The sequence below is a fragment of the Nocardioides turkmenicus genome (assembly GCF_011045035.1).
Lineage (GTDB): Bacteria > Actinomycetota > Actinomycetes > Propionibacteriales > Nocardioidaceae > Nocardioides > Nocardioides turkmenicus.
This window is the reverse complement of the sequence record NZ_JAALAA010000006.1, coordinates 24,659-49,944: the sequence shown is the minus strand read 5'-3', so window position 1 is coordinate 49,944 and position 25,286 is coordinate 24,659. Positions and strand designations below refer to the sequence as shown.

At 67.6% G+C, this 25,286-nt stretch carries 23 protein-coding genes; 3 read left to right on the top strand and 20 right to left on the bottom strand.

Annotation, left to right across the window (positions count from 1 at the left end; genetic code table 11):
- Positions 1 to 45: 45 nt before the first annotated feature.
- The 14 genes from rpoB to rplJ all read right to left on the bottom strand — a co-directional run bounded on the left by rpoB (position 46) and on the right by rplJ (position 16,903).
- A complete protein-coding gene (rpoB, locus tag G5C66_RS08510) occupies positions 46 to 3,516 on the bottom strand; it encodes a DNA-directed RNA polymerase subunit beta (RefSeq protein WP_165110532.1) in 3,471 nt (1,156 codons plus the stop codon).
- Between the two features lie 338 nt (positions 3,517 to 3,854).
- On the bottom strand, positions 3,855 to 4,784 hold the full coding sequence (locus G5C66_RS08505; RefSeq protein WP_165110531.1) for a J domain-containing protein: 930 nt from the start codon (positions 4,782 to 4,784) through the stop codon (positions 3,855 to 3,857).
- 8 nt (positions 4,785 to 4,792) lie between these two features.
- Positions 4,793 to 5,425: a hypothetical protein gene (locus tag G5C66_RS08500; RefSeq protein ID WP_165110530.1), complete on the bottom strand. Its 633-nt coding sequence runs from the start codon at positions 5,423 to 5,425 to the stop codon at positions 4,793 to 4,795.
- 140 nt (positions 5,426 to 5,565) lie between these two features.
- Entirely contained in the window at positions 5,566 to 6,834 is a 1,269-nt protein-coding gene (locus tag G5C66_RS08495) for an MCE family protein (protein ID WP_165110529.1), read from the bottom strand.
- A complete protein-coding gene (locus tag G5C66_RS08490) occupies positions 6,831 to 8,324 on the bottom strand; it encodes an MCE family protein (protein WP_165110528.1) in 1,494 nt (497 codons plus the stop codon). The genes G5C66_RS08495 and G5C66_RS08490 overlap by 4 nt, the downstream gene beginning before the upstream one ends.
- Entirely contained in the window at positions 8,324 to 9,466 is a 1,143-nt protein-coding gene (locus G5C66_RS08485; protein ID WP_165110527.1) for an MCE family protein, read from the bottom strand. The genes G5C66_RS08490 and G5C66_RS08485 overlap by 1 nt, the downstream gene beginning before the upstream one ends.
- The gene (locus G5C66_RS08480) at positions 9,463 to 10,437 is read right to left on the bottom strand and encodes an MCE family protein (RefSeq protein ID WP_165110526.1); all 975 of its coding nucleotides are present in this window, start codon (positions 10,435 to 10,437) and stop codon (positions 9,463 to 9,465) included. The genes G5C66_RS08485 and G5C66_RS08480 overlap by 4 nt, the downstream gene beginning before the upstream one ends.
- Entirely contained in the window at positions 10,434 to 11,486 is a 1,053-nt protein-coding gene (locus tag G5C66_RS08475; RefSeq protein WP_165110525.1) for an MCE family protein, read from the bottom strand. The genes G5C66_RS08480 and G5C66_RS08475 overlap by 4 nt, the downstream gene beginning before the upstream one ends.
- On the bottom strand, positions 11,483 to 12,844 hold the full coding sequence (locus G5C66_RS08470; RefSeq protein WP_206443863.1) for an MCE family protein: 1,362 nt from the start codon (positions 12,842 to 12,844) through the stop codon (positions 11,483 to 11,485). The genes G5C66_RS08475 and G5C66_RS08470 overlap by 4 nt, the downstream gene beginning before the upstream one ends.
- Entirely contained in the window at positions 12,841 to 13,668 is an 828-nt protein-coding gene (locus G5C66_RS08465) for an MlaE family ABC transporter permease (protein WP_165110524.1), read from the bottom strand. The genes G5C66_RS08470 and G5C66_RS08465 overlap by 4 nt, the downstream gene beginning before the upstream one ends.
- 12 nt (positions 13,669 to 13,680) lie before the next feature.
- A complete protein-coding gene (locus G5C66_RS08460; RefSeq protein ID WP_165110523.1) occupies positions 13,681 to 14,466 on the bottom strand; it encodes an MlaE family ABC transporter permease in 786 nt (261 codons plus the stop codon).
- The gene (locus G5C66_RS08455) at positions 14,466 to 15,449 is read right to left on the bottom strand and encodes an ABC transporter ATP-binding protein (protein WP_165110522.1); all 984 of its coding nucleotides are present in this window, start codon (positions 15,447 to 15,449) and stop codon (positions 14,466 to 14,468) included. Before G5C66_RS08455 ends, G5C66_RS08460 begins: the two co-directional genes overlap by 1 nt.
- 392 nt (positions 15,450 to 15,841) lie before the next feature.
- Positions 15,842 to 16,231 (bottom strand): 50S ribosomal protein L7/L12, encoded by a 390-nt coding sequence (gene rplL, locus G5C66_RS08450; RefSeq protein ID WP_045547017.1) that lies wholly within the window; start codon positions 16,229 to 16,231, stop codon positions 15,842 to 15,844.
- Positions 16,232 to 16,321: 90 nt separating this feature from the next.
- Positions 16,322 to 16,903, bottom strand: coding sequence for a 50S ribosomal protein L10 (rplJ, locus tag G5C66_RS08445; protein WP_165110521.1), 582 nt, complete (start codon positions 16,901 to 16,903; stop codon positions 16,322 to 16,324).
- Between the two features lie 245 nt (positions 16,904 to 17,148).
- Between rplJ and G5C66_RS08440 the strand changes: the two genes are divergently transcribed.
- Both G5C66_RS08440 and G5C66_RS08435 read left to right on the top strand, forming a co-directional pair.
- Positions 17,149 to 18,138 carry an aldo/keto reductase gene (locus tag G5C66_RS08440; RefSeq protein WP_165110520.1) on the top strand — a complete coding sequence of 330 codons (990 nt, stop codon included), beginning with the start codon at positions 17,149 to 17,151 and terminating at the stop codon, positions 18,136 to 18,138.
- A gap of 110 nt (positions 18,139 to 18,248) precedes the next feature.
- The gene (locus G5C66_RS08435; protein ID WP_165110519.1) at positions 18,249 to 19,502 is read left to right on the top strand and encodes an MFS transporter; all 1,254 of its coding nucleotides are present in this window, start codon (positions 18,249 to 18,251) and stop codon (positions 19,500 to 19,502) included.
- On the opposite strand, the gene G5C66_RS08430 is transcribed toward G5C66_RS08435, so the two are convergent.
- Genes G5C66_RS08430 through G5C66_RS08420 form a run of 3 tightly spaced genes read right to left on the bottom strand, consistent with a single transcriptional unit; the run spans position 19,447 to position 21,618 of the window.
- The gene (locus G5C66_RS08430) at positions 19,447 to 20,157 is read right to left on the bottom strand and encodes a maleylpyruvate isomerase family mycothiol-dependent enzyme (protein ID WP_165110518.1); all 711 of its coding nucleotides are present in this window, start codon (positions 20,155 to 20,157) and stop codon (positions 19,447 to 19,449) included. The two genes, G5C66_RS08435 and G5C66_RS08430, sit on opposite strands and share 56 nt — an antisense overlap.
- A 32-nt stretch (positions 20,158 to 20,189) precedes the next feature.
- Positions 20,190 to 21,062: a phosphotransferase family protein gene (locus G5C66_RS08425; protein WP_165110517.1), complete on the bottom strand. Its 873-nt coding sequence runs from the start codon at positions 21,060 to 21,062 to the stop codon at positions 20,190 to 20,192.
- A 10-nt stretch (positions 21,063 to 21,072) separates the two neighbouring features.
- Complete coding sequence (locus tag G5C66_RS08420; RefSeq protein WP_338144114.1) at positions 21,073 to 21,618, bottom strand: CGNR zinc finger domain-containing protein; 546 nt, start codon at positions 21,616 to 21,618, stop codon at positions 21,073 to 21,075.
- A gap of 64 nt (positions 21,619 to 21,682) precedes the next feature.
- On the opposite strand from G5C66_RS08420, the gene G5C66_RS08415 reads away from it, so the two are divergent.
- Positions 21,683 to 22,888, top strand: a complete 1,206-nt coding sequence (locus G5C66_RS08415) for an MFS transporter (RefSeq protein WP_165110515.1) — start codon at positions 21,683 to 21,685, stop codon at positions 22,886 to 22,888.
- A gap of 10 nt (positions 22,889 to 22,898) precedes the next feature.
- On the opposite strand, the gene G5C66_RS08410 is transcribed toward G5C66_RS08415, so the two are convergent.
- The 3 genes from G5C66_RS08410 to G5C66_RS08400 are packed head-to-tail and all read right to left on the bottom strand — an operon-like array spanning position 22,899 to position 25,254.
- Positions 22,899 to 23,654 carry an amino acid ABC transporter ATP-binding protein gene (locus G5C66_RS08410; protein WP_165110514.1) on the bottom strand — a complete coding sequence of 252 codons (756 nt, stop codon included), beginning with the start codon at positions 23,652 to 23,654 and terminating at the stop codon, positions 22,899 to 22,901.
- Positions 23,654 to 24,466, bottom strand: a complete 813-nt coding sequence (locus G5C66_RS08405) for an amino acid ABC transporter permease (protein WP_338144113.1) — start codon at positions 24,464 to 24,466, stop codon at positions 23,654 to 23,656. Before G5C66_RS08405 ends, G5C66_RS08410 begins: the two co-directional genes overlap by 1 nt.
- The gene (locus G5C66_RS08400; RefSeq protein ID WP_165110513.1) at positions 24,463 to 25,254 is read right to left on the bottom strand and encodes a transporter substrate-binding domain-containing protein; all 792 of its coding nucleotides are present in this window, start codon (positions 25,252 to 25,254) and stop codon (positions 24,463 to 24,465) included. The genes G5C66_RS08405 and G5C66_RS08400 overlap by 4 nt, the downstream gene beginning before the upstream one ends.
- Positions 25,255 to 25,286: the final 32 nt, after the last annotated feature.

Sequence of the window (25,286 nt, the reverse complement as noted above, 5' to 3'; positions counted from 1 at the left end):
GGACTGAGAGGGGGGAGGTGCGCCCGCAGGCGCACCTCCCGCTCGTCAGACTTCCTCTACGGAAGAGGGCTCGCGGCGGGACAGGTCGATGCCGAGCTCCTCGGCGGCGCGGAAGACGTCTTCCTCCGCGTCACGGAGCTCGATCGCCGAACCGTCCTGGCTCAGCACCTCGACGTTCAGGCACAGCGACTGCATCTCCTTGACGAGAACCTTGAACGACTCCGGGATACCCGAGTCGGGGATGTTCTCGCCCTTGACGATCGCCTCGTACACCTTCACGCGGCCGGGCACGTCGTCCGACTTGATGGTCAGGAGCTCCTGCAGGGCGTAGGCGGCGCCGTACGCCTCCATCGCCCAGACCTCCATCTCACCGAAGCGCTGGCCACCAAACTGGGCCTTACCGCCGAGCGGCTGCTGGGTGATCATCGAGTACGGACCGGTCGAACGCGCGTGGATCTTGTCGTCGACCAGGTGGTGCAGCTTCAGGATGTACATGTAGCCCACGGCCACCGGCTCCGGGAACGGCTCGCCGGAGCGACCGTCGAAGAGGCGGGCCTTGCCGTCGGTGCCGACCACACGCTGACCGTCCCGGTTCGGGAGGGTCGAGGCGAGCAGACCGGTGATCTCGTCCTCACGCGCACCGTCGAAGACCGGCGTGGCCACCTTGGTGCCCGGCTCGGCCTTGTCGGCGTGGATCTTGATCAGGCGCTGCTTCCAGGCGCTGTCGTCGGGGTCGTCGGAGAGGTTGAGGTCCCAACCCTGCTTGGCGAGCCAGCCGAGGTGGAGCTCCAGGACCTGTCCGATGTTCATACGACGCGGAACACCGAGCGGGTTGAGCAGAACGTCGACCGGGGTGCCGTCCTCCATGAACGGCATGTCCTCGACCGGCAGGATCTTCGCGATGACACCCTTGTTGCCGTGACGGCCGGCGAGCTTGTCACCCACGGAGATCTTGCGCTTCTGCGCCACGTAGACACGAACCAGCTGGTTCACGCCCGGGGGCAGCTCGTCGCCCTCCTCACGGTCGAAGACGCGGACACCGATGACGGTGCCCTCCTCGCCGTGCGGAACCTTCATCGAGGTGTCGCGGACCTCGCGCGCCTTCTCACCGAAGATCGCGCGGAGCAGGCGCTCCTCCGGGGTCAGCTCGGTCTCGCCCTTCGGGGTGACCTTGCCGACCAGGATGTCACCGGTGGTGACCTCGGCGCCGATGCGGATGATGCCGCGCTCGTCGAGGTCGGCCAGCATCTCCTCGGAGACGTTCGGGATGTCCCGGGTGATCTCCTCCGGGCCCAGCTTGGTGTCGCGGGCGTCGACCTCGTGCTCCTCGATGTGGATCGAGGTGAGGTAGTCCTGCTGCACCAGACGCTGGGACAGGATGATCGCGTCCTCGTAGTTGTGGCCCTGCCACGACTGGAAGGCGACCAGGAGGTTGGCACCCAGCGCCATCTCGGCACCCTGGGTCGCCGGACCGTCGGCCAGCGGGGAGCCGACCTCGACCCGGGCGCCCTCGTCGACCAGCGGCTGCTGGTTGACGCAGTTGCCCTGGTTGGAGCGCTCGAACTTCGCCAGCTTGTAGGTGGTGTAGGTGCCGTCGTCGTTGAGGGTCTCGATGACGTCGGCGGAGACCTCCTTGACGACACCGGCCTTCTTCGCGACGAGCACGTCACCGGCGTCGACCGCGGCGCGGTACTCGATGCCGGTGCCGACCAGCGGCGAGTCGCTGCGGACCAGCGGAACGGCCTGACGCTGCATGTTGGCGCCCATGAGCGCACGGTTGGCGTCGTCGTGCTCGAGGAACGGGATCAGCGCGGTCGCGACCGACACCATCTGGCGCGGCGAGACGTCGATGTAGTCGACCTCGTCGGCCAGGAGCTCGGAGACCTCGCCGTCGCGCTGGCGGACCAGGACGCGCTCGGTGGCGAACCGCATGTTCTCGTCGACGGCCGCGTTCGCCTGCGCGATGACGTACTTGTCCTCGTCGTCGGCGGTCAGGTAGTCGATCTGGTCGGTGACGACGCCGTTGACGACCTTGCGGTAGGGCGTCTCGACGAAACCGAACGGGTTGATCCGGCCGAAGGAGGCCAGCGAGCCGATCAGACCGATGTTGGGACCTTCAGGGGTCTCGATCGGACACATCCGGCCGTAGTGCGACGGGTGGACGTCTCGGACCTCCATGCCGGCGCGGTCACGGGAGAGACCACCCGGGCCGAGAGCCGACAGACGACGCTTGTGCGTCAGGCCCGCGAGCGGGTTGTTCTGGTCCATGAACTGCGACAGCTGCGAGGTGCCAAAGAACTCCTTCAGCGCAGCGACCACGGGACGGATGTTGATCAGGGACTGCGGGGTGATCGCCTCGACGTCCTGGGTCGTCATCCGCTCGCGCACGACGCGCTCCATACGAGCCAGGCCCGTACGCAGCTGGTTCTGGATCAGCTCGCCGACCGTCCGCATCCGGCGGTTGCCGAAGTGGTCGATGTCGTCGGCGGCGATGTCGATCGTGCCCTGCGGGGTCTCGAGCTGCGTACGCCCGTCGTGCAGCGCCACGACGTACTTGATCGTCGCGACGATGTCGTCGACGGTCAGGGTCTGCTGGTCGAAGGCCTCGGTAAGACCGAGCTTCTTGTTGACCTTGTAGCGACCGACCTTGGCGGTGTCGTAGCGCTTCGGGTTGAAGTAGTAGTTGTTCAGCAGCGTCTGCGCGGCCTCACGCGTCGGGGGCTCGCCCGGGCGCAGCTTGCGGTAGATGTCGAGCAGCGCGTCGTCCTGGGCGGTGGTGCTGTCCTTCTCCAGGGTCAGCATCATCGACTCGTACTCGCCGAACTCCTCGCGGATCTGCTCGTTGGTCCAGCCGAGGGCCTTGAGCAGCACCGTGACGTTCTGCTTGCGCTTGCGGTCGAGGCGGACGCCGACCAGGTCGCGCTTGTCGATCTCGAACTCGAGCCAGGCGCCGCGGCTCGGGATCAGCTTGGCGGTGTAGATGTCCTTGTCGGACGTCTTGTCGGCGGTGCGCTCGAAGTAGACGCCCGGGGACCGGACGAGCTGCGAGACGACGACACGCTCGGTGCCGTTGATCACGAAAGTGCCCTGGTCGGTCATGAGCGGGAAGTCACCCATGAAGACCGTCTGGCCCTTGATCTCACCAGTGTCGTTGTTGGTGAACTCCGCCGAGACGTAGAGCGGTGCGGAGTAGGTGAAGTCCTTCTCCTTGCACTCCTCGACGGTGTACTTGGGGTCGTAGAAGACAGGACTCTCGAACGAGAGGGACATCGTCTCCGAGAAGTCCTCGATCGGAGAGATCTCCTCGAAGATCTCCTGAAGACCGGACTTGTGAGACACGTCCTCACCCGCTGCTTCGCGGGCGGCAACCTGCTCCTGCCAGCGCTCGTTGCCGATCAGCCAGTCGAAGCTGTCGGTCTGGAGGGCGAGGAGCTGAGGAAGCTCGAGAGGCTCTGAGATCTTAGCGAAAGAGATGCGGCGAGGGGTGGAGTCACCCGACGAGGTGCGCGCGGCCAAGAGGAATCCTTCGACAAGGTTCGCAGGTGGATTCGCGCTGCCGACCACCGAACAGCCACCGGGCAGGCTGAGGGGCATATGAAGGCATGCGCAAAGCGCCATAGTAGGGCACAAAAGCGCACTTCACAACACCGGGCCTCATTTTAAAGTCCGGCGTCTCTTCATTCACACCTGCGGCACCCGAACGTCAGCCTGGTCGATCGTTGCCTTGTCGTGCATCGCGGATGATCATGCGCCCCTTCGGCACCCCGGGTCAAGCATCCGCGCCAATCGGTCCGCTCGCCGGAAAGGTTATTCCAATCACTTGACAGGTAGCGCAAAGGCGCGGATGGCGGCCACTAGTCCTTGCTGGGCTGCGTCTCGACCTTGTCCACCAGCCACTCGTCGCCGACCTTGGCCATCGTGAGCATGGCGTACTCCTGGTAGCCGATCGGGGTGCTCCGCTGGGCGTTGGTGACCTGGCGGTCGACCAGCACCAGGATCTGCACGGTGTCCTCGGAGACCCGGATGACGCCGGCGTCGACCGGGGCGAGCGTCTTCACCACGGTCTTCGTCTCGGGGACGTTGTCGACGAGGACCGCGAAGAGCCGGTCGTAGTCCTCGCGGTAGTCCTTCGTCATCACGTCGTGAGCCTTGCTCTTCGACTCGTCCATCTTGCTGTAGTCGTAGGACAGCAGCGGGATCACGGCCTTCTTGGCCGCCTCGAGCGCCTCGGCGCCCTGCTCCTCGACGAGCAGCTTGTGGTTGCGGGTGATCTGCTTGCCCACCGCACCCTGGACCGTGCTGGTCGTGACGTTGTTGTTGGAGACGGTCTCCACCTTCTCCTGCCCGAAGAAGACCACACCTGCGGCGACGACCGCGGCCACTGCGAGCACGCCGGCGGCGACCAGGGCCCACGTGGGCAGCGCCGGGAGCGTACGTCCGGCGGACTCCTCCGCCTCGGCGACCGGCTCCTCCTCGTCGGCGTCGGGTGCGTCGTCAGCGGCGTCGTCCTCGACGGGCGCGGTCTCCACGGCGTCGTCCTCAGCCTGAGCCTCGGCCTCGGCGTCCTCGTCCGTGGCGGCGGCCTCCTCGAGCGCGGCGAGCTCGGCGTCGTACGCGGCCCGCTTGTCGGCGTCCAGCAGGACGGCGGCGGCCTCGTTGAGGGTGCGGAAGCGGCGGTCGGTCGGGTCGAGGTCGGCGATCGCGGACTTCCACGCCGCCCGGATGTCGTCGGTGGCGGCATCGGGCTCGACGTCGAGCAGGTCGTACCAGGTCGGAGAAGTCATCGTGGACCTCATGGTGTCACCCCTTCACTGCTTTCCGAAGTAGGAGTCTCTTCGGCGGGGTACCAGTCGTCGACCAGCCACTTCCCGTTCTGCTTCACGAGCTCCACCTCCGTCCGCGCGAGCTGGCGCGCCGACTCCACGCGCTCCTCGGACCCCTCGGACTTCGGGTAGCTGATCGCGAGCTCGGCGACGACCAGCACGGTCGCGCTGTCCTCGTCGAGACCGGCGACCGCCGTGCCGTGCACGTCGGTGGTGCGACCCACGCCCTGCTGGACGACGGTCGCCTCGGCGAACGCTACGTTGCCGAGGAAGCTCTTCTCGAACTTCGGCGTCAGCAGCGCGCCGACCTCCTTGCGGTAGTCGGGCATCGTCTTCTTGTCGCTGCCGATGTCCTCGGGACCGTAGGTGTTGACCCGCGCGACGAACTTGTCGGCCGCGGCCATCACCTGCTCGCGCTGGCTCACCACGGACTCGTCGGCGCCGCGGGTCAGCTGCCAGCCGACGTAGCCGACGGCGGCGATGATGACGGCGACCAGCAGGGCCAGGATGCCCCAGCGGAGCAGAGCGCCCTGCCTCGGCGCTTCCTGGTCGGTCTGTGAGCCGGTCTCCGCATCGGGGCCGGGGTCGGTCGTGGTGCTCAAAAGGATCACTCTCTGTGGTCAGTGGCTCGACGAGCCATTTCCAAGCATCCTCACCGTACGCCGCAGGCGAGTCGGTCGATGCGGCAGCACTCCCGGGGCCCCGACCCCGGTCGGCTGCGTGTTGGTCGAACGCGTCCGGACTACTCGGTCTCCATCGGCTGGAGGTAGAGCCACTTCCAGGCGTCGTCGCCGTAGGAGGACGGGGCCGCGGTCGACACCGAGGTGTCCTCCGCGTCGTCCCAGGTCAGCGTGCCCGTCTCCGGGTCGAAGGTCGCCACGGAGCTGGGCGCACCGACCGCGGCGCGCGGGACCTGGCTGGAACCACGGGCGTTGGAGTGGGACGGGTCCTCGGTGCAGGTGACCTGGGTGTTGAACGGACGGCTCTGCAGGTCCAGCGGGCTACGCTTCTTGGTGCTCTCGTAGCCCTGCTTGCACGGCGGCTGCGTGGTGATGGCCATCCCGAAGTGCGCCTGGGCCAGACCCGGGTGGCCGACGTCGACGACGGCGAAGCTGCCTTCCACGACGATCGGGAAGATCGAGAGGATGTGCTTGACGCCCGGCAGGTTCTTCCGGACGACCTTGCCGGTCACCAGGACCTGGTTGAGAAGCTCGCCGATCTCCACCTGGTTCTGCTCCAGGAACAGGCGCAGTTCCGTGGCGCCTGCGGAACCACTCTCGATCAGCTTGATCAGGTCCTTGTTGGAACCGGCCAGCGTGCCGGTGAACAGCTCCAGGTCGGTCGCGAACGACTTGATCGCCGAGGAGCTGTCCAGCTGTCCCTGGAGGACGGTGTTGCTGTCCCGGATCAGCTGCGTGGTGAGCCCGAAGTTCTGGTCGGCGGTCTCGACGAAGGCGGTGCCCGTGTCGATGATGGTCTGCAGATCGCGCCCGGTGCCGGCGAAACCCTTGCCCAGCTCGTCGACCGTGGTGGTCAGCGCCTGCTTGTCGACGGAGTTGACCGTCGTGGTGATGTCCTCGAGCAGCTTCTCGGTCGGCAGCGGGGTCATCGTCGCCGCGCGGGCGATCTCCGAGCCGTCCTCGAGGTAGGGGCCGCCCTTCGACTGCGGCTGCAGCTCGACGTACTGCTCACCGACGGCGGAGCGGTTGCCGACCACGGCGAGGCTGTCGGCCGGGATCTTGTCCTTCCACTCGTTGTCGATCTTCAGCGTGACGTCGACACCGCTGCGGTTGAGCACCAGGTCACCGACCTGGCCGATCTTGACGCCGCGGTAGTCGATCTCCGCATCCTCGTAGATGCCGCCGGACTGCGCGAAGTGGGCCATCACGACGTAGTGGTCCTTGACGAACAGGGACCCCAGGCGGGCGTAGCGCGCACCGACGAAGCTGACCCCGAGAAGGGTGATCAGCAGGAAGACCATGAGCTGCATCTTCGTACGGCGGGTGATCATGAGACGCCCTCCATGTTGGTGTTGCTGGGGGTGCTCAGCGCCGGGATCATCAGCGAGGTCAGGCCCGGATCGAGCTCCTTGCTCAGCTCGTCGTAGGTCACCGCGTGCGTGCCCGGTGTCGCCCCGGCTCGGCAGAAGAGCAGCAGTACGCAGCCCGAACCGTCCCCACCGGACGTCCCACCGCTCGTGCTCGGGGTCAGATCGAGGTCGAGCCCGAGGAGGTCGGTCAGCGTGCTGATCAGACCGGACGGCAGCGCGTTGCAGGCCCGGCGTACCTCGGCGGTGGTGCCCTTGCCCGAGAGGGCTCCGGTCAGCACCTCCTGGCACGCCGACAGCGACTTCGCGAAGGCGCCGTCACAGACCTTGTCCAGCGCCCCGTTCAGCGCGTCGAGGAGCTCCTGACCCTCTCGGCCCTGGAGGTGCCGGATGACCTCGTCCTTCGCCCAGCACACGGTGGCGGGGACATCCGGCGCGTTGTCGAGCAGGGTGTCGAGGTTGAGGTCGAGCGTGACGTCGAGGTTGACGAAGTCACCCTGGTGCAGGTTGCGGGCGGTCTGGGGCGAACCACCGACCGCAGCGTCGACGAACGGGTACGTAAGGATCGTGTTCATCGCCCGGACGAAGTCGTCCCCGGAGTCGGCCAGGTTCGACAGGACCGGCTCGAGGTCCTTGATGATGGCGATGGTGTTGTCCTTGGACGCCCTGATCACGCGTACGCCGGTCTCCCCGAGCCGCTCCAGCGCCTGGAGCATCTTCACCAGGTCGGCGCGCTGCTTGTCGATGCTCGAGAGCGCCGAGGGCAGCTCGTCGAGCGCCGCGTCGATGGAGCCCATCTGCGCGTTGGTGGCCTTGGCCAGAGCGTCGAGCGCCTCGATGGCCGCGACGATCTTCTCCTTGTTGTTGTCGAGATCGCGCGCCAGCTTCTCCACCTGGTGGAGAACGGAGCGGGCCGAGTCCTCGCGACCGGCGAGAGCCCTGTTGAGCTCGGTCGAGATCGTCTTCAGCTGCGCGACGCCGCCGCCGTTGAGCAGCAGGCTCAGCGCACTGAAGACCTCTTCGACCTCCGGGTTGCGACCGGTCTGGGACAGCGGGATCACGGAACCGTCGGCCAGCTTCGTCGCCTCGGGCTCCGCCGGCCGCTCCAGCGAGATGAACTTCTCGCCGAGCAGCGACGTCTGCTGGATCGAGGCGCGCACGTTGGCGGGCAGGTCCACGTCCTTCTTCAGCAGCATCTCGACCGTGGCGACACCGTCATCGAGCCAGATCTTCTCGATCTTGCCGACGTCGATGTCCTCGAGCTTGACGGTCGACTGCGGCACCAGGTCGAGGGTGTCCTGGAACTGCGCCGTCACCGAGATCGCATCGTCTCCGGCGTCCACGCCACCCGGGAGCGGGAGGTCGTAGACGGAGAAGCTGCCACAGCCGGTCAGCACCAGGGCGCCGACGATCACGCCGACGAACGCCTGGAGAGCACGCTTCATGGTCGTCATCATTCGGTCACCTCCACCAGACCGCCGAGCGACATGTCATAGGGCACCCCGTAGGACGAACCCGTGCCGGGTCCGATCGCCGCGGAGCGGTTCAGGCCCGGCATCTGCCGGATCTGGCTGCAGATCTCGGCGCTGCTGCCGTTGGTCGCCTGGTCGACGAGGCTGCACAGGAACGCGGCGGGGTTCTGGGTGATCTCGTCGATGACCATCGACATGTTGGCCTGGGTGTCGAGCGTCCCGGTCTCCGGGTTGTAGGCATGCCCCAGGTTGGTCAGGGCCAGCGGCGCGGTCCGCAGGCTCTCGTCGAGCGCCTTGCGCTGCTTCACGAGCACCTTGCTGACCCGGTTGAGACCCTGGATGTCTTCACGCAGGATCGACTTGTTCTCCCTGACGAACTGGGTCACCTTGGTCAGCGCCACCGACAGGTTCCTCAACGAGGTGGCGAGCTCTTCGCGCTCGCCCTCGAGCATGGAGGAGACCTCTGCGAGCGCCTGGGCGAAGTCGCGTACGGTCTGGTCGTTCTCCGCGAGCGTGCCGATGAAGCCCTCGAGTTGTTCGGCCGAGTCGAAGAACTGCTCGTCACGGTTGTCGAGCGTCTCGGTCAGCTTGCCGAGGTCGCCGACGGTCGAGTTGATCTTCTCGCCCTGGCCACCGAGGTTCTTCGCGGTCTGCTGCAGCAGGTCGGTGAGGGCGCCGTTCTTGTTGGCGCCGTCCGGGCCGAGCGCGACGACCAGGTCGTCGACGCTGGAGTAGATCTGGTCGAGCTCGACCGGGACCGAGGTCTTGTCGGTGCTCAGCACCGCACCGTCGGCCATCTTCTCGCCGCCGTCGTAGGCAGGCGTCACCTGGACGTAGCGGTCACCGACGATGGAGGGCGAGATGATCACTGCCTTCCCGTCGGCCGGCAGGTCGACGTCCTCCTCGTACTCCATGGTGACCTTGACGTCGGTGCCGTTCGGCTCGACCGAGGTCACCTTGCCGACGGCGACGCCGAGCACCCGCAGGTCACTGCCCTCGTAGAGGGAGACCGTGCGCGGGAAGTGCGCCACCAGCGTCTTCTCGCCGGTGTCGCGGACCAGCGCCCAGGCGCCGACGCCGAGGACGAGAGCACCGATGATGATCGGGATCACGAACTTGTTCATGGGGTCCTCCCAGTGACTGCCGGGACGGGAGGCATGTTCTGGACGTAGGTGTCCCACCACGGGCCGTTGCCCAGCGTGTTGTTGAAGACCCGGTAGAACGGGGCCATCAGGCGCAACGACTTCTCGAGGTTCTCCTCGTTCTTCGTGAAGACGTCGAGGATCACGTCGAGGCTCTCGAGCGCGGGCTTGAGATCTGCGCGGCTGTCGTCGACCAGCTGGGAGAGCTCCTTGGAGAGCTGCTGGGTGGACAGCAGCAGGTTGTGGACCGCGTCGCGTCGCTCCACCAGAGCCATGAAGAGCTGGTTGGCGTCGTTCATCAGCGTGATCAGATCTTCGTCGCGCTCGTCGAGCACCTTGGTCACCCGGTCGAGCTGGGTGAGCAGCGACTCGATGCGCTCGTCCTTGGCGGCCAGGTTGCGGGAGAGGTCCGAGACGCCGGTGAGGGCGGCCTGGAACTCCTCCGGGGTCGACCGGGTCAGGTCGGCGAGCGTGGTGAGCGCGGCAGCGAGCTGGTCCTTGTCGATGTTGGCGGAGGTGTCGGCCAGGCCCTCGAACGCCTGGACGACGTCGTAGGGCGACTCCGTACGGTCCACCGGGATGGTGGCTCCCGCCTTCATCTGACCCTCACCGGCCGGCTGGAGCTCGAGGAACATGTCGCCGAGCAGCGTCTTCACGCGTACGCTGGCACCGGAGTTCTCGCCGAAGCTGACCTTCTCACGGATCTTGAAGCCGACCTTGACCTTGTTGCCGTCGAGCTCGATCGAGTCGACCTTGCCCACCCGGACACCGGCCACCCGGACCTCGTCGCCGGCCTTCAGGCCACCGGCCTCGGAGAAGTTGGCGTAGTAGAGGGTGCCGCCACCGATCAGCGGCAGGCTGTCGGCCTTGAACGCCATCACCATCAACAGGGCGAGGACGGCGATCGAGACGGCACCGATCTTGACGGGGTTACGTTCGCGGAACGGAATCATCCGAGATTGCACCTCGCTTGGCCGGGCTGGTAGATCGGGATGTCGAGGTCCTTCCCCTCGGGATCGCGGATCGTTCCCCGCAGACCGCACAGGTAGAAGTTGAACCAACCGCCGTAGGTGGCCGTCGCGCCGATCTTGTCCAGCTTGATCGGCTGGAGCTCGAGGGCGTCGTCGAGCTGCCTCTTGTCCTTGGCGACCTCGTCGGAGAACCTCCGGGCCTCGCGCAGGTCCTCCAGGAGCGGGTCCTTCGCGTCGTGCACCAGACCGGCGGTCTCCACCGAGAGCGCCGAGATCTGGTCGAGGGAGCCGAGGATCGCCTCGCGGTCCTTGTTGAGACCGCCGACGAAGTCACGGAAGGTCACGATCAGGCTCGACAGCTCCTTCTCGCGGTCGCCCACGTGCTCGAGCACCTCGGTCAGGTTGTCGATCAGGGCGTTGATGATCTGGTCCTTCTCCGCCAGCGTCGAGGTCAGCGACGCGGTGTGGGAGAGCAGGCTCTCCAGCGTGCCGCCCTCGCCCTGGAAGACCTGGACGATCTCGTAGGACAGCGTGTTCACGTCGTTGGGCGACAACGCCTGGAACAGCGGCTTGAACCCGTTGAAGAGCACGGTCAGGTCGAGCGCCGGGTGGGTCTGTCCGACCGGGATCGTCTGGCCCTCCTGCAGCGCCGAGGCGTCGCCGACCAGCTGGTTGGTCAGCGCGAGGTAGCGCTGACCGATCAGGTTGCGGTATTTGATCGTCGCCTCGGTCGTGGTCGCGAGCTGCTGCTCGCTGTCGACCGTGAAGGTGACCACCGCGCTGCGGGCGTCGTCGGAGATCTCGATCTCCTTCACCGACCCGACCTTGACCCCCGAGATGCGTACGTCGTCGCCCTTGGTCACGCCGGTGACGTCGGTGAAGACCGCCTTGTATTCGTCGGTCCGGCCGAAGGTGACGTTGCCGATCGTGATCGCGAGCAGGGCGGTGGCCACTGTCGTGACGACGATGAAGACGAGCAGCTTCCAGAAGTCCTGGAAGGTCTTGGCATCGAAGAGCTTGACCGCGCTCACTGGTAGCTCACCTCCGCTCCACGCGCCGCCGGACCGAGCATCAGTGCGCCGAGGTCGGGGACCTCGTCGGAGGTCATGCCCAGACCAGGAGCGAACAGCTCGTTGATGACATCGGCCTCGGCCGACGTACCGACGTAGGACAGGGCCGAGAACTCGGTGGTCCCGGTGGCTGCACGCATGGTGCCCTTTCCGGTGGGCTCATCGACGCCGTCGTCGACGTTGGGAACCTGGGTGAAGGGGTTCTTCTGGTTCCACGGGGCGTTCGGGAGCTGGCCGCACTCGGCGCCGATGTCCGCGCCGTAGCGCGGCTTGTCCTTGGTCGACCAGGGACGTGACTGGTGCGGGATGGTCTCCAGGGTGATGTGGACCGTGTAGTTGCGGAACACCTCGGTGAACTCGTCGGTCAGGATGTCCATGCCTCCGATCAGGCACGGGAACATCGGGGCGTAGCGGGCGAGCGCCTGGGTGACCGGCCGACCGACCTCACCGAGCTGGATCAGCGTGTCGCCGTTGTCGTCGAGGAATCCGTCGGCGGTGTTGGAGAACGCGGTCACGTCGGTCAGCATCTTGTTGAGCTGGACCTCGCGATCCTCGAGCGTCGTCGCGGTGACGATGGTGTTGCGCAGGATCTGCCCCAGCTCGGGCAGCACGGCCTGGTAGGTGCCGGAGACCTGCGTCGCGAGCTCGAGATCCTCGATCAGCGCCGGGATCTCGGGGTTGAGCCGCTTCAGGTAGGAGTCGAGGGTGTCGAGCGACTCGCCGAGCTTCTCGCCGCGGCCCTCGAGCGCGGTGGCCATCGCGTTGAGCGTCATGTTGAGGTCGGCAGGCTGGATCGTCCGCAGCAGCGGGTAGAGGTCGCGCAGCACGGCCTGGACCTCGGTGGCCATCTCCGTCTTCTCGATCACGGCGCCCGGCTGGATCGGCTCGTCGAAGTCGGTGTCGGGCGGGACCAGCGAGACGTACTTCTGCCCGAAGAGCGTCTTGGGCAGGATCGCGCCGGTCACGTCGGGGTGCACCTTGCTGATCTCCTCGGGGAACAGCCCCAGGGTCAGCTCGGCACCGTCGTCGGTCGGCTTCATCTCGAGGACCTCGCCGACGATCAGGCCACGGACCTTGACGTCGGCGCGCTGGGGAAGCTGCAGCCCGATGCGGTCGGCCTTGAGGGTGATCTCCTCGAAGTTGCCGAACCTGTTGGTGAACTGCGCCCAGGTCAGAACCAGGGCGGTGAGCACCAGGGCGATGAAGGCGATCCCGAGGATCTTGCCCTTCTGCCGCGCCCAGGCGAGGGCCACCGCGCTCCTCTTGTGAGGAGCGGGCACGTGGTGCTCGATGCCTTGACGGCTGAGTGTCTGCGTCATCCCGCCAACCTCACTGTCGTCGTGCTGCCCCAGATCGCCATCGAGAGCATCAGGTCGAGCACGTTGACCGCCACGATGCTCGTGCGTACGGCCTTGCCGACCGCGACGCCGACGCCGGCCGGGCCGCCGGAGGCGTTGTAGCCGTGGTAGCAGTGGATCAGGATCACCACGACCGCGAAGATCAGCACCTTGCCGAAGGACCACAGCACGTCGACGGGTGGCAGGAAGGTGTTGAAGTAGTGGTCGTAGGTGCCGGCGCTCTGGCCGTAGAAGAAGATCACCGTGAACCGGGTGGCGACGTAGGAGGAGAGCAGACCGACCACGTAGAGCGGGATGATCGCGATCAGGCCGCCGATCATCCGGGTGGTGACCAGGAAGGGCAGCGAGGGCACCGCCATCACCTCGAGCGCGTCGACCTCCTCGGAGATCCGCATCGCGCCGAGCTGGGCCGTGAAACCGCAGCCGACCGTCGCCGCGAGCGCGATGCCCGCGACCAGCGGAGCGATCTCGCGGGTGTTGAAGTAGGCCGACACGAACCCGGAGAACGCACTCGTGCCGAGCTGGTCGAGGGCGGTGTAGCCCGAGAGACCGACCTGGGCTCCGGTGAAGAACGTCATCGCCAGGATGACGCCGACGGTGCCGCCGATGACGGCCAGCGCCCCGGAGCCGAGAGTGACCTCGGCGAGGATCCGGAGGATCTCCTTCTTGTAGCGCCTGAGCGTGCGCGGGAACCACGACACCGCGCGCAGGTAGAAGCCGAGCTCGTCACCGAGGTGGTCGAGGCTCTTGGCCGGCTTCTCGTAGATCGCCTTCATGTTCGCCATTCGTCTCGCCTCCTAACCGGTCTTGCTCGGGATGATCTGCAGGAAGATCGCGGACATCACGAAGTTCACGATGAACAGCAGCAGGAACGTGATCACGACCGACTCGTTCACGGCGTCACCGACGCCCTTCGGACCGCCGCCGGCGTTCATCCCCTTGTAGGACGCCACGATCGCGGCGATCAGACCGAACACGAGCGCCTTGGCCAGGCCCTGCCACAGGTCGGCCATCTGGGCCAGCGCGGTGAAGCTCGCCAGGTAGGCGCCCGGGGTGCCGCCCTGGATGATGACGTTGAAGACGTACCCACCCATGACGCCGACGATCGAGACCAGGCCGTTGAGGAAGACCGCGATCATCATCGCGGCGAGTACGCGCGGGACCACCAGCCGCTGGATCGGGTCGATGCCCAGGACCATCATCGCGTCGAGCTCTTCACGGATCTTCCGGGCACCGAGGTCGGCGGCGATCGCCGAGCCGCCGGCACCGGCGACCAGCAGCGCGGTCGCGATCGGGGCGGCCTGCTGGACGACTGCGAGGACCGCGGCCGACCCGACGAACGACTGCGCGCCGAACTGCGCGACGAGGCCACCGACCTGCAGCGCGATGACGGCACCGAACGGGATCGCGACCAGAGCGGTCGGGATGATCGTCACCGACGCGATGAACCACGCCTGCTGGATGAACTCGCGGAACTGGAAGGGGCGCCGGAACAGGGCTCTCCCCACATCCAGCCCGAATGCGAACAAGGTGCCAGCGGTCCCGATCGGTTTCAGGACCCTGGCAGCGGTCAGGGAAGACATCAGTACGGAGCCTCTGCTGGGTCTGCTTTCACGCCGCCGGGAGCCATGGCGGCATCAGGTCGGAACGAGCCCGGCGGCGGGGTGACACCGTTCTCCCTGCACCAGGCGCCCGGCGGACGCTGGTAGCGGCGAGGGATGCCGTTGGACGGCTCGAGCTGCAGCGGGATCGGCGGGAGCGGCGGCAGGCCCATGTCCTTCTCGGCGGCCAGCTCGTCGGCGTCCTTCTCCTCGGACATGCCGATCGGGCCGATCGTCTGGGCGTTGAGGAACTGGCGGACCACCGGCTCCTCGGAGCTGAGCAGCATCTCGCGGGGACCGTACATCGCCAGGTGCTTGTGGTAGAGCAGGCCGATGTTGTCCGGCACCGTACGCGTCGAGTTGATGTCGTGGGTGACGATGAGGAAGGTCGCGTCGATCTGCGCGTTCAGGTCGATGAAGAGCTGGTTGATGAATGCCGTACGCACCGGGTCGAGGCCGGAGTCGGGCTCGTCGATCAGCAGGATCTCGGGGTCGAGGACGAGGGCACGCGCCAGGCCGGCACGCTTGCGCATACCGCCGGAGATCTCACCGGGAAGCTTGTTCTCGGCGCCGATGAGACCGACCAGGTCCATCTTCTCCATGACGATGTTGCGGATCTCGGACTCGCTCTTCTTGGTGTGCTCACGGAGCGGGAACGCAACGTTGTCGAAGAGGTCCATGGAGCCGAACATGGCGCCGTCCTGGAAGAGGACACCGAACAGCTTGCGGACCTCGTAGAGGTCCTTCTCCGAGCAGCTGGCGATGTCGACGCCCTCGATGATCACCGACCCCTGGTCCGGCTTGATCAGACCGATCAGGGTCTTGAGAAGCACCGACTTACCGGTGCCGGACGGCCCGAGCATCACGCTGATCTCGCCCGCGGGCAGCGTCAGCGTGACGTCCTTCCAGATGAGCTGCTTACCAAAGCTCTTGGTCAGCCCTTCGATCTTTACGTCTACACCCATCCGGGCCGGCTCCCTTCCTGTTCGCGGAGGTCTCCCTCAAGTCCCCCACTGCCCGACTAACGGCAGAGTGTGACGGGGGTTACGCACTTCCTGCGACACGCGTCACACTTTTGTAAACCATAGCGGCTGCGAACGGCGACGGTGATCGCCACCCGAGACGGGTCCTCTCGGCGAACACATCAGCGGTCGGATCACGACCTTCGCGCTCGGCGTGTGTTCAAGATAACGAAACAGAACGCGGGAGGCTACTCCCGAGTAGCCTCCCGCGGTTGGAACGATCGGAACGCTGCGCTGCAGCTTGACCGATCTGTGGCGGAACTGTTTCCGCGATGTAGCAAGCCGGGCCCGGCGGAAACCGCCAGGCCCGGCTGCGAAGGGCCGAAGCCCTCAGATCACTTGACGGTGACCGTGGCGCCGGCGGCCTCGAGGGCCTCCTTCGCCTTGTCAGCGGTCTCCTTGTTGGCGCCCTCGAGGACGGCCTTGGGCGCACCCTCGACCAGCTCCTTGGCCTCCTTCAGACCGAGGGAGGTGAGGCCGCGCACCTCCTTGATGACGTTGATCTTCTTGTCGCCAGCGGACTCGAGGATGACGTCGAACTCGTCCTTCTCGGCAGCGGCCTCGCCGGCCGGGGCGCCCGGGGCGCCGGCAGCAGCGGCAACGGCAACCGGAGCGGCAGCGGTGACACCGAAGGTGTCCTCGAAGGCCTTAACGAACTCGGAGAGCTCGATGAGGGTGAGCTCCTTGAAAGCGTCGAGCAGCTCGTCGGTGGAGAGCTTCGCCATGATGGCATTCCTTTCGTGGTGGCCCAGGACGGTTGGTTATCGGATCCGCGCCGGGGCCGGGTTACAGGTGGTGTTAGTTACGACCGGGGCTCACGCCTCGGCCGGAGCCTCCTCGGCGGCAGCCGGCTCAGCGGCACCACCTGCGAGGATCGAGGGGTCCTCCGCGGCCTTGGCCTCGAGAGCGGCAGCGAGCTGCGCGGTCTTCGAGGGCAGAGCGTTGAAGGCGTACAGAGCCTGGGACATCGTCGCGGTGAACGCGCCCGCAAGCTTGGCGAGCAGGACCTCGCGCGACTCGAGGTCGGCAAGCTTGCCGACCTCAGCAGCGTCGATGGCCTTGCCGTCGAGGTACCCGCCCTTGATGACAAGGTTGGGGTTGGCCTTGGCAAAGTCACGCAGACCCTTGGCCGCCTCGACGACGTCACCCTTGATGAAGGCGATCGCGGTCGGGCCGGTCAGCAGGTCATCGAAGCCTTCGATGCCGCTCTGGGAGGCAGCGATCTTGGCCAGCGTGTTCTTGACCACGGCGTAGTTTGCGCTCTCACCGAGCGAGCGACGAAGAGTCTTCAGCTCGCCAACGGTGAGACCACGGTACTCGGTCAGCACGACGCCGCTCGAGGCGCTGAACTCGTCAGCGATCTCGGCAACGGCGGCCTGCTTGTCAGCCCGCGCCATGGGTCTCCTTCTTCCGGGAATCGATCCCACCGGCGAGGGCCCGCGAATGACAAACGCCCCGAGCGCAGGCTCAGGGCGTGACGTACGATCTCGTCTTGCTCATCACCTACGCTGGCCGTCCGCATCTCAGCGGTACCTTCGATCGGGTGCATGCGCACCTGACAACCGGCGGTCTCTGGTTTCGAACAACAATTATGCGTGCGCCGCAGAGCGCCGCCAAATCGGCGGCCAGTACCTTTGCGATCATGGAGAGCCACACCTTCGGAAGGATCGGGCGCTCGGCGTCGGTCATCGGTCTCGGCACCTGGCAGCTCGGTGCCGACTGGGGCGAGGTCAGCGAGTCGGACGCGCTGGCCGTGCTCGAGGCGGCGGTGGGCGATGGGGTGACCTTCCTCGACACCGCGGACGTCTACGGCGACGGCCGGAGCGAGCAGGTGATCGGACGGTTCCTGAAGTCTCACGACGGGATCTTCGTCGCGACGAAGATGGGGCGACGAGCCGAGCAGGTGCCTGCCAGCTACACGCTCGACGCCTTCCGTGAGTGGCTGGACCGGTCCCGATCGAACCTCGGGGTCGACACGATCGACCTGGTGCAGCTGCACTGCCCGCCCTCGGAGACGATCGAGTCCTCGGCGACCTACGACGCGCTCGACACGCTGGTCGCGGAGGGTGTGATCGCCGCGTACGGGGTCAGCGTCGAGACCTGCGACCAGGCGCTGGCTGCGATCGCGCGGCCCCACGTGGCCTCCGTCCAGATCATCCTGAACGCGTTCCGGCTCAAGCCGCTGGACGAGGTGCTCCCCGCCGCCGCGGAGGCCGGGGTCGGGATCATCGCGCGGGTGCCGCTGGCCTCCGGGCTGCTGTCGGGGCGCTACACCGAGTCGACGACCTTCGCGGCCGACGACCACCGCACCTACAACCGCCACGGCGAGGCCTTCGACGTCGGCGAGACCTTCTCCGGCGTCGACTTCGCCACCGGCGTCCGGGCGGCTCAGGAGTTCGCCTCGCTGGTGGCCGAGCACGGCCCCGAGGGTGCGACCCCGGCCCAGGTCGCCCTCGCCTGGGTGGCCCAGCAGCCCGGGGTCACCACCGTCATCCCCGGCGCCCGCAACCCCGCCCAGGCCCACGCCAACTCCGCCGCCGGCTCCCTCCCGCCGCTCTCGGACGCGCTGCTCTCCGGCGTACGCCGGATCTATGACACCCACTTCCGCGAGGCCGTGCACTCCCGCTGGTGATCCCCGCCGAAGCGTCAGCCGCGTCGGCCGAGGCGTCGCCCGACCGGGCTGACGTCTCGGCTGGCGCTAAAAATAGTGAGCCTTGGTAACGAATAGGGCAGAGTAAAGGGGTGACGACCGAGACGACGAGCGAGGAGTTCCGGTTCCGAGACATCGCGGTGGTGGCGTACGCACCGTCGATCGTCAGCTCCATGGGGCACGGGGCGGTGATGCCTGTGCTCGCGCTCCGGGCCTCCGACCTGGGTGCGGACGCGTCCATGGCGGCGTTCGTGGTCGCCCTGCTCGGGATCGGGTCGCTGGCCACCTCGCTGCCCGCAGGGTCGCTGGTGGCGCGGATCGGCGAGCGGCGCACGTTGATGGCAGCCGGGGCGCTCGACGCGGTCGCGATGACCGTGGCGTTCCTGAGCAGCTCGGTCGCCGTGCTCGCCGTCGCCGTCTTCGTGAGCGGGATGAGCTGGACGGCGTTCCTGATCGCACGGCAGGGCTTCCTCATCGACGCGACCCCGCTCTCCCACCGGGCCCGGGCGATGTCGCTGCTCGGCGGGTCGTTCCGGCTCGGCGTCTTCGTCGGGCCACTCCTCGGCGCCGGCCTCATCCACCTCTTCGGTGTCCCGGTGGTCTTCCTGTTCGCGGCCGCGATGTCGCTGACCTCGGCGGTGATCGGCGGCTGGATGCCCGAGCTCGGCCGGACGCGCTCGCGCGAGCAGGGGCATCTGAGCGTACGCAGCGTGCTCTGGACCCATCGCCGGACCTTCGCCACGCTCGGCATCGCGGTGGTGATCATCGGGATCTCACGGTCGGTACGCACCGGTCTGCTCCCGCTCTGGGCCGACCACATCCACCTCGAGGCCTCGGTCGTCTCGCTCCTCTTCGCCGGGGCGGCGCTGGTCGACATCGCCCTCACCTTCCCCGGCGGCTGGCTGCTGGACCATCGTGGGCGTCAGGTCGTGGCGATCCCGGTCGTGCTCGCCGTCGGTCTCGGCTGCCTGCTGCTCCCCCTCACCCACGATGCGCTCAGCCTGGGCGCGGTGATGGCGCTGATCGCCATCGGCAACGGCCTCGGCTCGGGCATCGTGATGACGCTCGGCGCCGATGCCGCACCCGCTGACGGGCGCGCCCAGTTCCTCGGCGGCTGGCGGCTGTGCGGCGACCTCGGTGGCACCGGCGGCCCGCTCCTGGTCTCCGGCCTGGCCGCGGTCTTCTCGATCGCCGCCGCACCCCTCGCGCTCGGGCTCTTCTCGCTCGCGGGGGCGGTCTGGGTCGGTCACTGGACCGGCCACGCCGACCGAGCCCGCCTTGCAGCTGCAGCTACGGAACGATCGCCCGAGACAGTGCCTCAGCCAGGGCTGCCTCGTCGCCGGTGACGGTCAGCTCGGCAGCGGTGGGCGGCGTACGCCGCCAGAGAAGCAGCGCCAGGTCGCGAGCGGGGCCGGCGACCGCCACCTTCTGCACCGCGTTCGGGGCCCCGATCGCCCAGGTCCGGTCGACATCGGTGGCGGTGAGCTCGATGCGGGTGACGACCTTGCGGATGCGCTTGAGAGCGATCTGCCGCGGGTACATCACGGTCAGCACCTCGTCGACGGTGTCCGCCCAGAGCTCCGGCGTCGCCTCGGGCGCTCCGAGCCCGAGCGCCCAGCGGATGTCCCAGAGGTGGATCAGGGTCTCGTGCACCTGGCGTCGGAACCAGAACGAGGCCGGCCCGAGGCCGTCGTCGGTCAGACCGTTGAGGATCCGGCCGGCCGTCTCCGGGCCCAGCGTCGAGAGCGTCTCGCGCAGCTCGGCGGCCTGTGCCTCGTAGTTCGCAACCAGGTCGAGCGGCACCGGCAGCGGCACCTCATCCTCGTCGCGCGCCATCGCCGCGGCCCAGTGGTGCACGCCGGCCAGATGGTCGGCCAGGTCCCCCACCGACCAGTCGCCGCAGGACGGCACCGGCAGGTCCGGGTCGGCCTGCTTCAGCGCGGCGGCGAACTCGGACTGCAGCTCGCCGAGGGTCACGAAGTAGTCGTCAGGCGTGGGCACGCCGCCGACCCTACTGTCATCAGAGGCCCGCCTCAGCCGCATCTCGTCAGGACCGCGGCCAGCCTCTCCTCCAACCGGGTCAGCTCGGCCGGGTCAGTGATGAACGACGCCCTTCCCGGTGGCGGCAGGAAGCCGACGACGTCCATCACGTCGAAGTACGGCTGCCGCGGGCGGCCGGTCGTCGTGACGTACGCATCGGCGAAGCGGTCAGCGATCTCGGTGCCGTGCGTGAGGGCGAGGTTCGTCGAGCAGTGGGCCACGTCCAGCCAGGCCGGCCCGATCGAGGTCTCGACCCAGTCGACGACCCCCGTGATCTCGTCGCCGTCCCACAGCACGTTGCGCGGCTGGAAGTCACGATGGATGAAGCAGGGCTCGTACGCCGGTGGTTCACCACGCAGCAGCTCGAACGCGTCCTCCCACAGGCGGGCATCGCTCGCCCACTCCGGGACGACGTACTTCGCCTCCCACGCCCACGACTGGTAGCTGCGTACGTCGATCGTCGGGCGGACGGCATGGATGCTCGCCAGCATGCCCGCGAGCCGGGCCAGCGAGGCGTCGTCCTTCCGGTCCGGGGCGATCGCTCCCGGCAGCAGCGTCATCAGGTGCGCGGGATGTCCGCAGTGCTCGCCCGTCGCGTCGAGCGCGAGCGACCGAGGCGCGGGCACCGCGGTGGTCGCGAGCATCCGCTGGATCTCGCTCTCCCGGGTGGTGAGCGGCTCGCCGTGCGTACGCCACGGCTCGTTGGTCATCAGCCGGAGCACCGCAGGCTCGCGGCCTGTCGCCGTGACCGCCAGCATGGTCGAGGTCCATCCACCGGAGAGACGGCGTACGTCACCGACCTCCCCCAGCGTGCGTCGGGCCCACTCGAGCGCGGCGGACCAGTCCACCCCGGGATCGGCTCGCATGCCGCACACTCTAGGAGGTCGCCCGGCGGGCGCGGTGCGCGGCAGCCTTCACGCGGCTCTGGCAGCGGGTAGAGCAGAAGCGTCGGCCGGCGTTCTTGGAGGTGTCCACGAACACGCGGTCACAGGGGTCGGCCTGGCACACGCCCAACCGGCCGGCCAGGTCGGAGCCGATCGCCAGCGCGAGCCCGGCGGCGATGCCTGCACCCCAGCCGACGACGAGACCCGGCTCACGGCCGTGGAAGTGGAGAGCCCACCCTCCGCCGCGGGCCCTGTCGAGCTGCGGGACCGAGCCCATCTCTCGCAGGAGCGCATTGACCGTGGTGGCGGCGGTGTCGAGATCTCCTCTCGCAGCGGCCTCGAACACGACGCGCAGCGACTCGGCGAGGGCGACCATCCCGTCGGCCGCGGTCGCGTCGACCCTCGGGGAGTAGTCGGGACGGGTCAACAGGTCGCGCACGAGATCGGCACGCCGGCCGGGCGGCGGAGGTTCGACCGCTCGGGCGCCGTCGCGGCCTGGCGTCAGGGCGTTGACGAGCTTGCAGGCCTGATCGGTCACGGTGTGCACGTGACTGTCGAAATGTATTTGACCAGTCACCATCGTCGGATCTACCGTCTCGCTCATGACTGTCATTCAATCATTGACCAGTCACCAGCGCGCGCGATGGCCGCGGTCTCTCGTCGCGCTGGTCATCGCCCGAGCGGTCAACCGCCTGGGTTCGTTCGCGATGGCCTTCATGGCGGTCGCCCTGGTCGAGGTGCACGGCGCATCCCTCACCACGGCCGGAGCCGTCGTCACGGCGTTCGGAGCCGCCACCATCCCGTCGCGGCTGCTCGGCGGCTGGATGGCCGACACCGTGGGCCGTCGGCCGACCATCGTCGCAGGACTCGTCGCCTGCGCCGCGGCACAGCTGGTCATCGCCGCGTCCCCGGGGGTCGCCGGTGCGCTGGTCGGCGCGACGCTGCTCGGCCTGGCCTACGAGATCTACGAGCCGGCCTCGCAGGCGCTGATCGCGGAGTCGGTCGACGTCGACCTGCGGCCCCAGGCGTACGGACTCTACGGCGCCGCGATGGCAGTCGCCGGCGTGGCAGCAGGCGCGATCGCGGCCCTGGTGGGCGGCGTCGACCTGCGCCTGCTCTTCGTCGCCGACGCGATCACCTGCCTGTGCGCTGCCGCGCTCGTCCTCGCGCTCGTGCGCGACACCGGTGCTCGGGCCGCGGGTCCGCGGCAGCGCGGCCGGAGTCCCTGGCGCGACCGCCGGCTCCTGACGATGCTCGCGCTCGGCACCGGCTTCGCGACCGCGTGGATCCTGAGCACGATAGCGCTGCCGCTCACGGTCTCCGCACGAGGCCACGGCGCCGCGGCCACCGGCTGGCTGCTCGTCGTCGCCGCCCTGGTCACGATCGCCGGCCAGCGGATGCTCCGCGGCGCCGCCGCCCGACCGTTCCCTCTCATCCGCGCCGGACTGCTCCTGATGGCCGTCGGCTTCGCCGTGATCGCGTACGCAGCACCCCTGCCGCTCCTCGCCGTCGGCACCGCGATCGTGGCGCTCGGCGAGGTCCTGCTCCTGGGCCCGCCGATCGCGCTCGTGGCCGGGCTGGCGGCCGACGCGTCGCGGGCGGGCTACCTGGCGGCGTACGGGACCTGCTGGGGGATCGCGCAGACGGTCGGCCCGCTGCTCGCGACCGGCCTGATGTCGCACGCGGTGCCGACGGTCTGGCTCACCGGCGCCGGTCTCTGCCTCGCACTCGCGGCGGTGACGGCACCCGTGGCGGGCTGGATGTTCACCGAGCTACCCTTCGACAGGCTCAGGACATCGCCTCGGTGAACATCCAGCCTCAGAGCACGCGGGAGAGGAACGCCTGGGTGCGCTCGTGCTGCGGGTTGCCGAGGACGTCGGCCGGGAGGCCCTCCTCGACGATGACGCCGCCGTCCATGAAGACGACCTTGTCGGCGACCTCGCGGGCGAAGCCCATCTCGTGGGTGACGACCATCATCGTCATGCCCTCGGAGGCGAGGTCCTTCATGACCGCCAGGACGTCCCCGACGAGCTCGGGGTCGAGCGCCGAGGTCGGCTCGTCGAACAGCATCATGTCGGGGTTCATCGACAGCGCCCGCGCGATGGCGACGCGCTGCTGCTGACCACCGGAGAGATGCGCCGGGTAGGCGTCCGCCTTGTCGGAGAGCCCGACCTTCTCCAGGTTGGCCCGGGCGACCTTCGTCGCCTCGGCCCGGCCTCGCTTGAGCACCTTCTCCTGGGCGACGGTCAGGTTGCGCAGGACCGTCATGTGCTGGAAGAGGTTGAACTGCTGGAAGACCATGCCGATCCGGGCGCGCAGCGCGTCCACGTCGGCGTCCGGGTCGGTGATCTCGTCACCCTCGACCAGGATCGTGCCGCTGGTGGGCGTCTCCAGGAGGTTCACGCACCGCAGCAGCGTCGACTTGCCGGAGCCCGACGGGCCGATGACACACACGACCTCACCGCGGGCGACGTGGAAGTCGATGCCCTTGAGCACCTCGTTGTCGCCGAAGTACTTGTGCAGGTTCTGTACGTCGATCGCAGCCGCAGCGCGATCGGTTGCGGCAACACTCATCAGCGGGCCTTCCCGGACTTGGCTTCCATGCGGCGTACGACGATCGAGAGCGGCACCGTGATCAGCAGGTAGCACAGCGCGATCGTGACCATCGGGGTCAGGTTGGCGAAGGCGTTCATGTTCTCCCGGCCGAACGCGGTCAGCTCGTACTCGTCCAGCGACATCCCGAGGATGTAGACCAGCGAGGAGTCCTTGGTGAGCAGGATCAGCTCGTTGGTCAGCGGCGGCAGGATGATGCGGAACGCCTGCGGGATCACGATCGTGACCATCGCGCGCGTGTGGGTCATCCCCAGAGTGCGGGCAGCTTCATACTGCCCCTTGGGCACTGCCTGGATGCCCGCGCGGATCGTCTCGGCCATATAGGCGCCACCGACCAGACCGAGGGCCAGCGTCACCGTGACGATGTTGCCGAGGTTCACACCGAAGGCGATCGGCAAGCCGAGGCCGAGCACCAGGAAGACGACCAACGCCGGCAGCCCACGGAAGAGCTCGATGATGCCGGTGGCGATCCATCGATACGGACCCACGCTCGAGAGCCGCATCAGCGCCAAGACCAGTCCCAGCGCCAGGCCGAAGGCGAAGCCACAGGCGGTGTAGATGATCGTGTTCTTGAGCGCGATCAGGATGACATCGGGAAACAGCTGCGAGGCGATGCCCGTGTCGACAAACGCACGCCTGATCTCACCCCAGTCCGCGATCAGGGCAAGGACGACGACCAGCAGCACCAGGATGGCGTACTGGACGTAGCGGACGAGCGCCGCGCGCTTGCGCGGCGACATCCGCTTCTTGGGAACTACCGCCGCGCTGGTCACTGCGCGGCAGCCTCCCCGAACCACTTGGTGTAGACCTTGTCGTAGGCGGCCTTGTCGTTGATCGCCTTGTTGAGCACCTCGAGCAGCTTGTCGTTGCCGCCCTTCTTGACCGTGAAGCCGTACGCCTCACCGGTCTGGAACTCGCTGGTGATCTCCATGTCCGTGTTGGACTTGACGAAGTCGTAGAGCAGGCCGTTGTCGTTGACACCGGCGTCGGCCTTGCCGGACTTGACCGCCTGCATCATCAGCGCGGAGTCCTCGAGCGTGATGATCTTGGCGTCCTTCGGAGCGTTCTCCTTGACGTAGTCGGCTCCGGTGGTCGCCTCCTGGACGGCGATGGTCTTGCCGGCCAGGTCGTCGAGCGAGGCGTAGCCGGCGCCCTTCTTGACCAGCAGCGCCTGGGTCGCCTCGAAGTAAGGCTCGGTGAAGTCCATGACCTTCTCCCGCTCCTCGTTGATCGTCATCGCGCCGGCGGCGACGTCACACTTGCCGGAGTTGAGCGCCTCGCCGGAGACGATGGTCTCCCATCCGATGTTGACGACCTCGGTCTCGAGCTTCTCGGCGTCGGCCGCGATCTTGAGCACGTCGATGTCGAAGCCGACGACCTCGCCGCCCTCGTTGAACTCGAACGGCTTGTAGGGCAGGTGCGTGCAGATGGTCAGGGTGTCGGCCTTCACCAGCTTCGCACCCGACGGGGAGGTGCCACCCTCCTCGCCGCCACCACAGGCGGCGAGCGCCAGCCCGAGGGAGGGAACGGTCAGGGCAGCAGCGAGCTTCCGCAGATTCATGCGCCGAACTCTACGACGCTTTAGACGCCGAT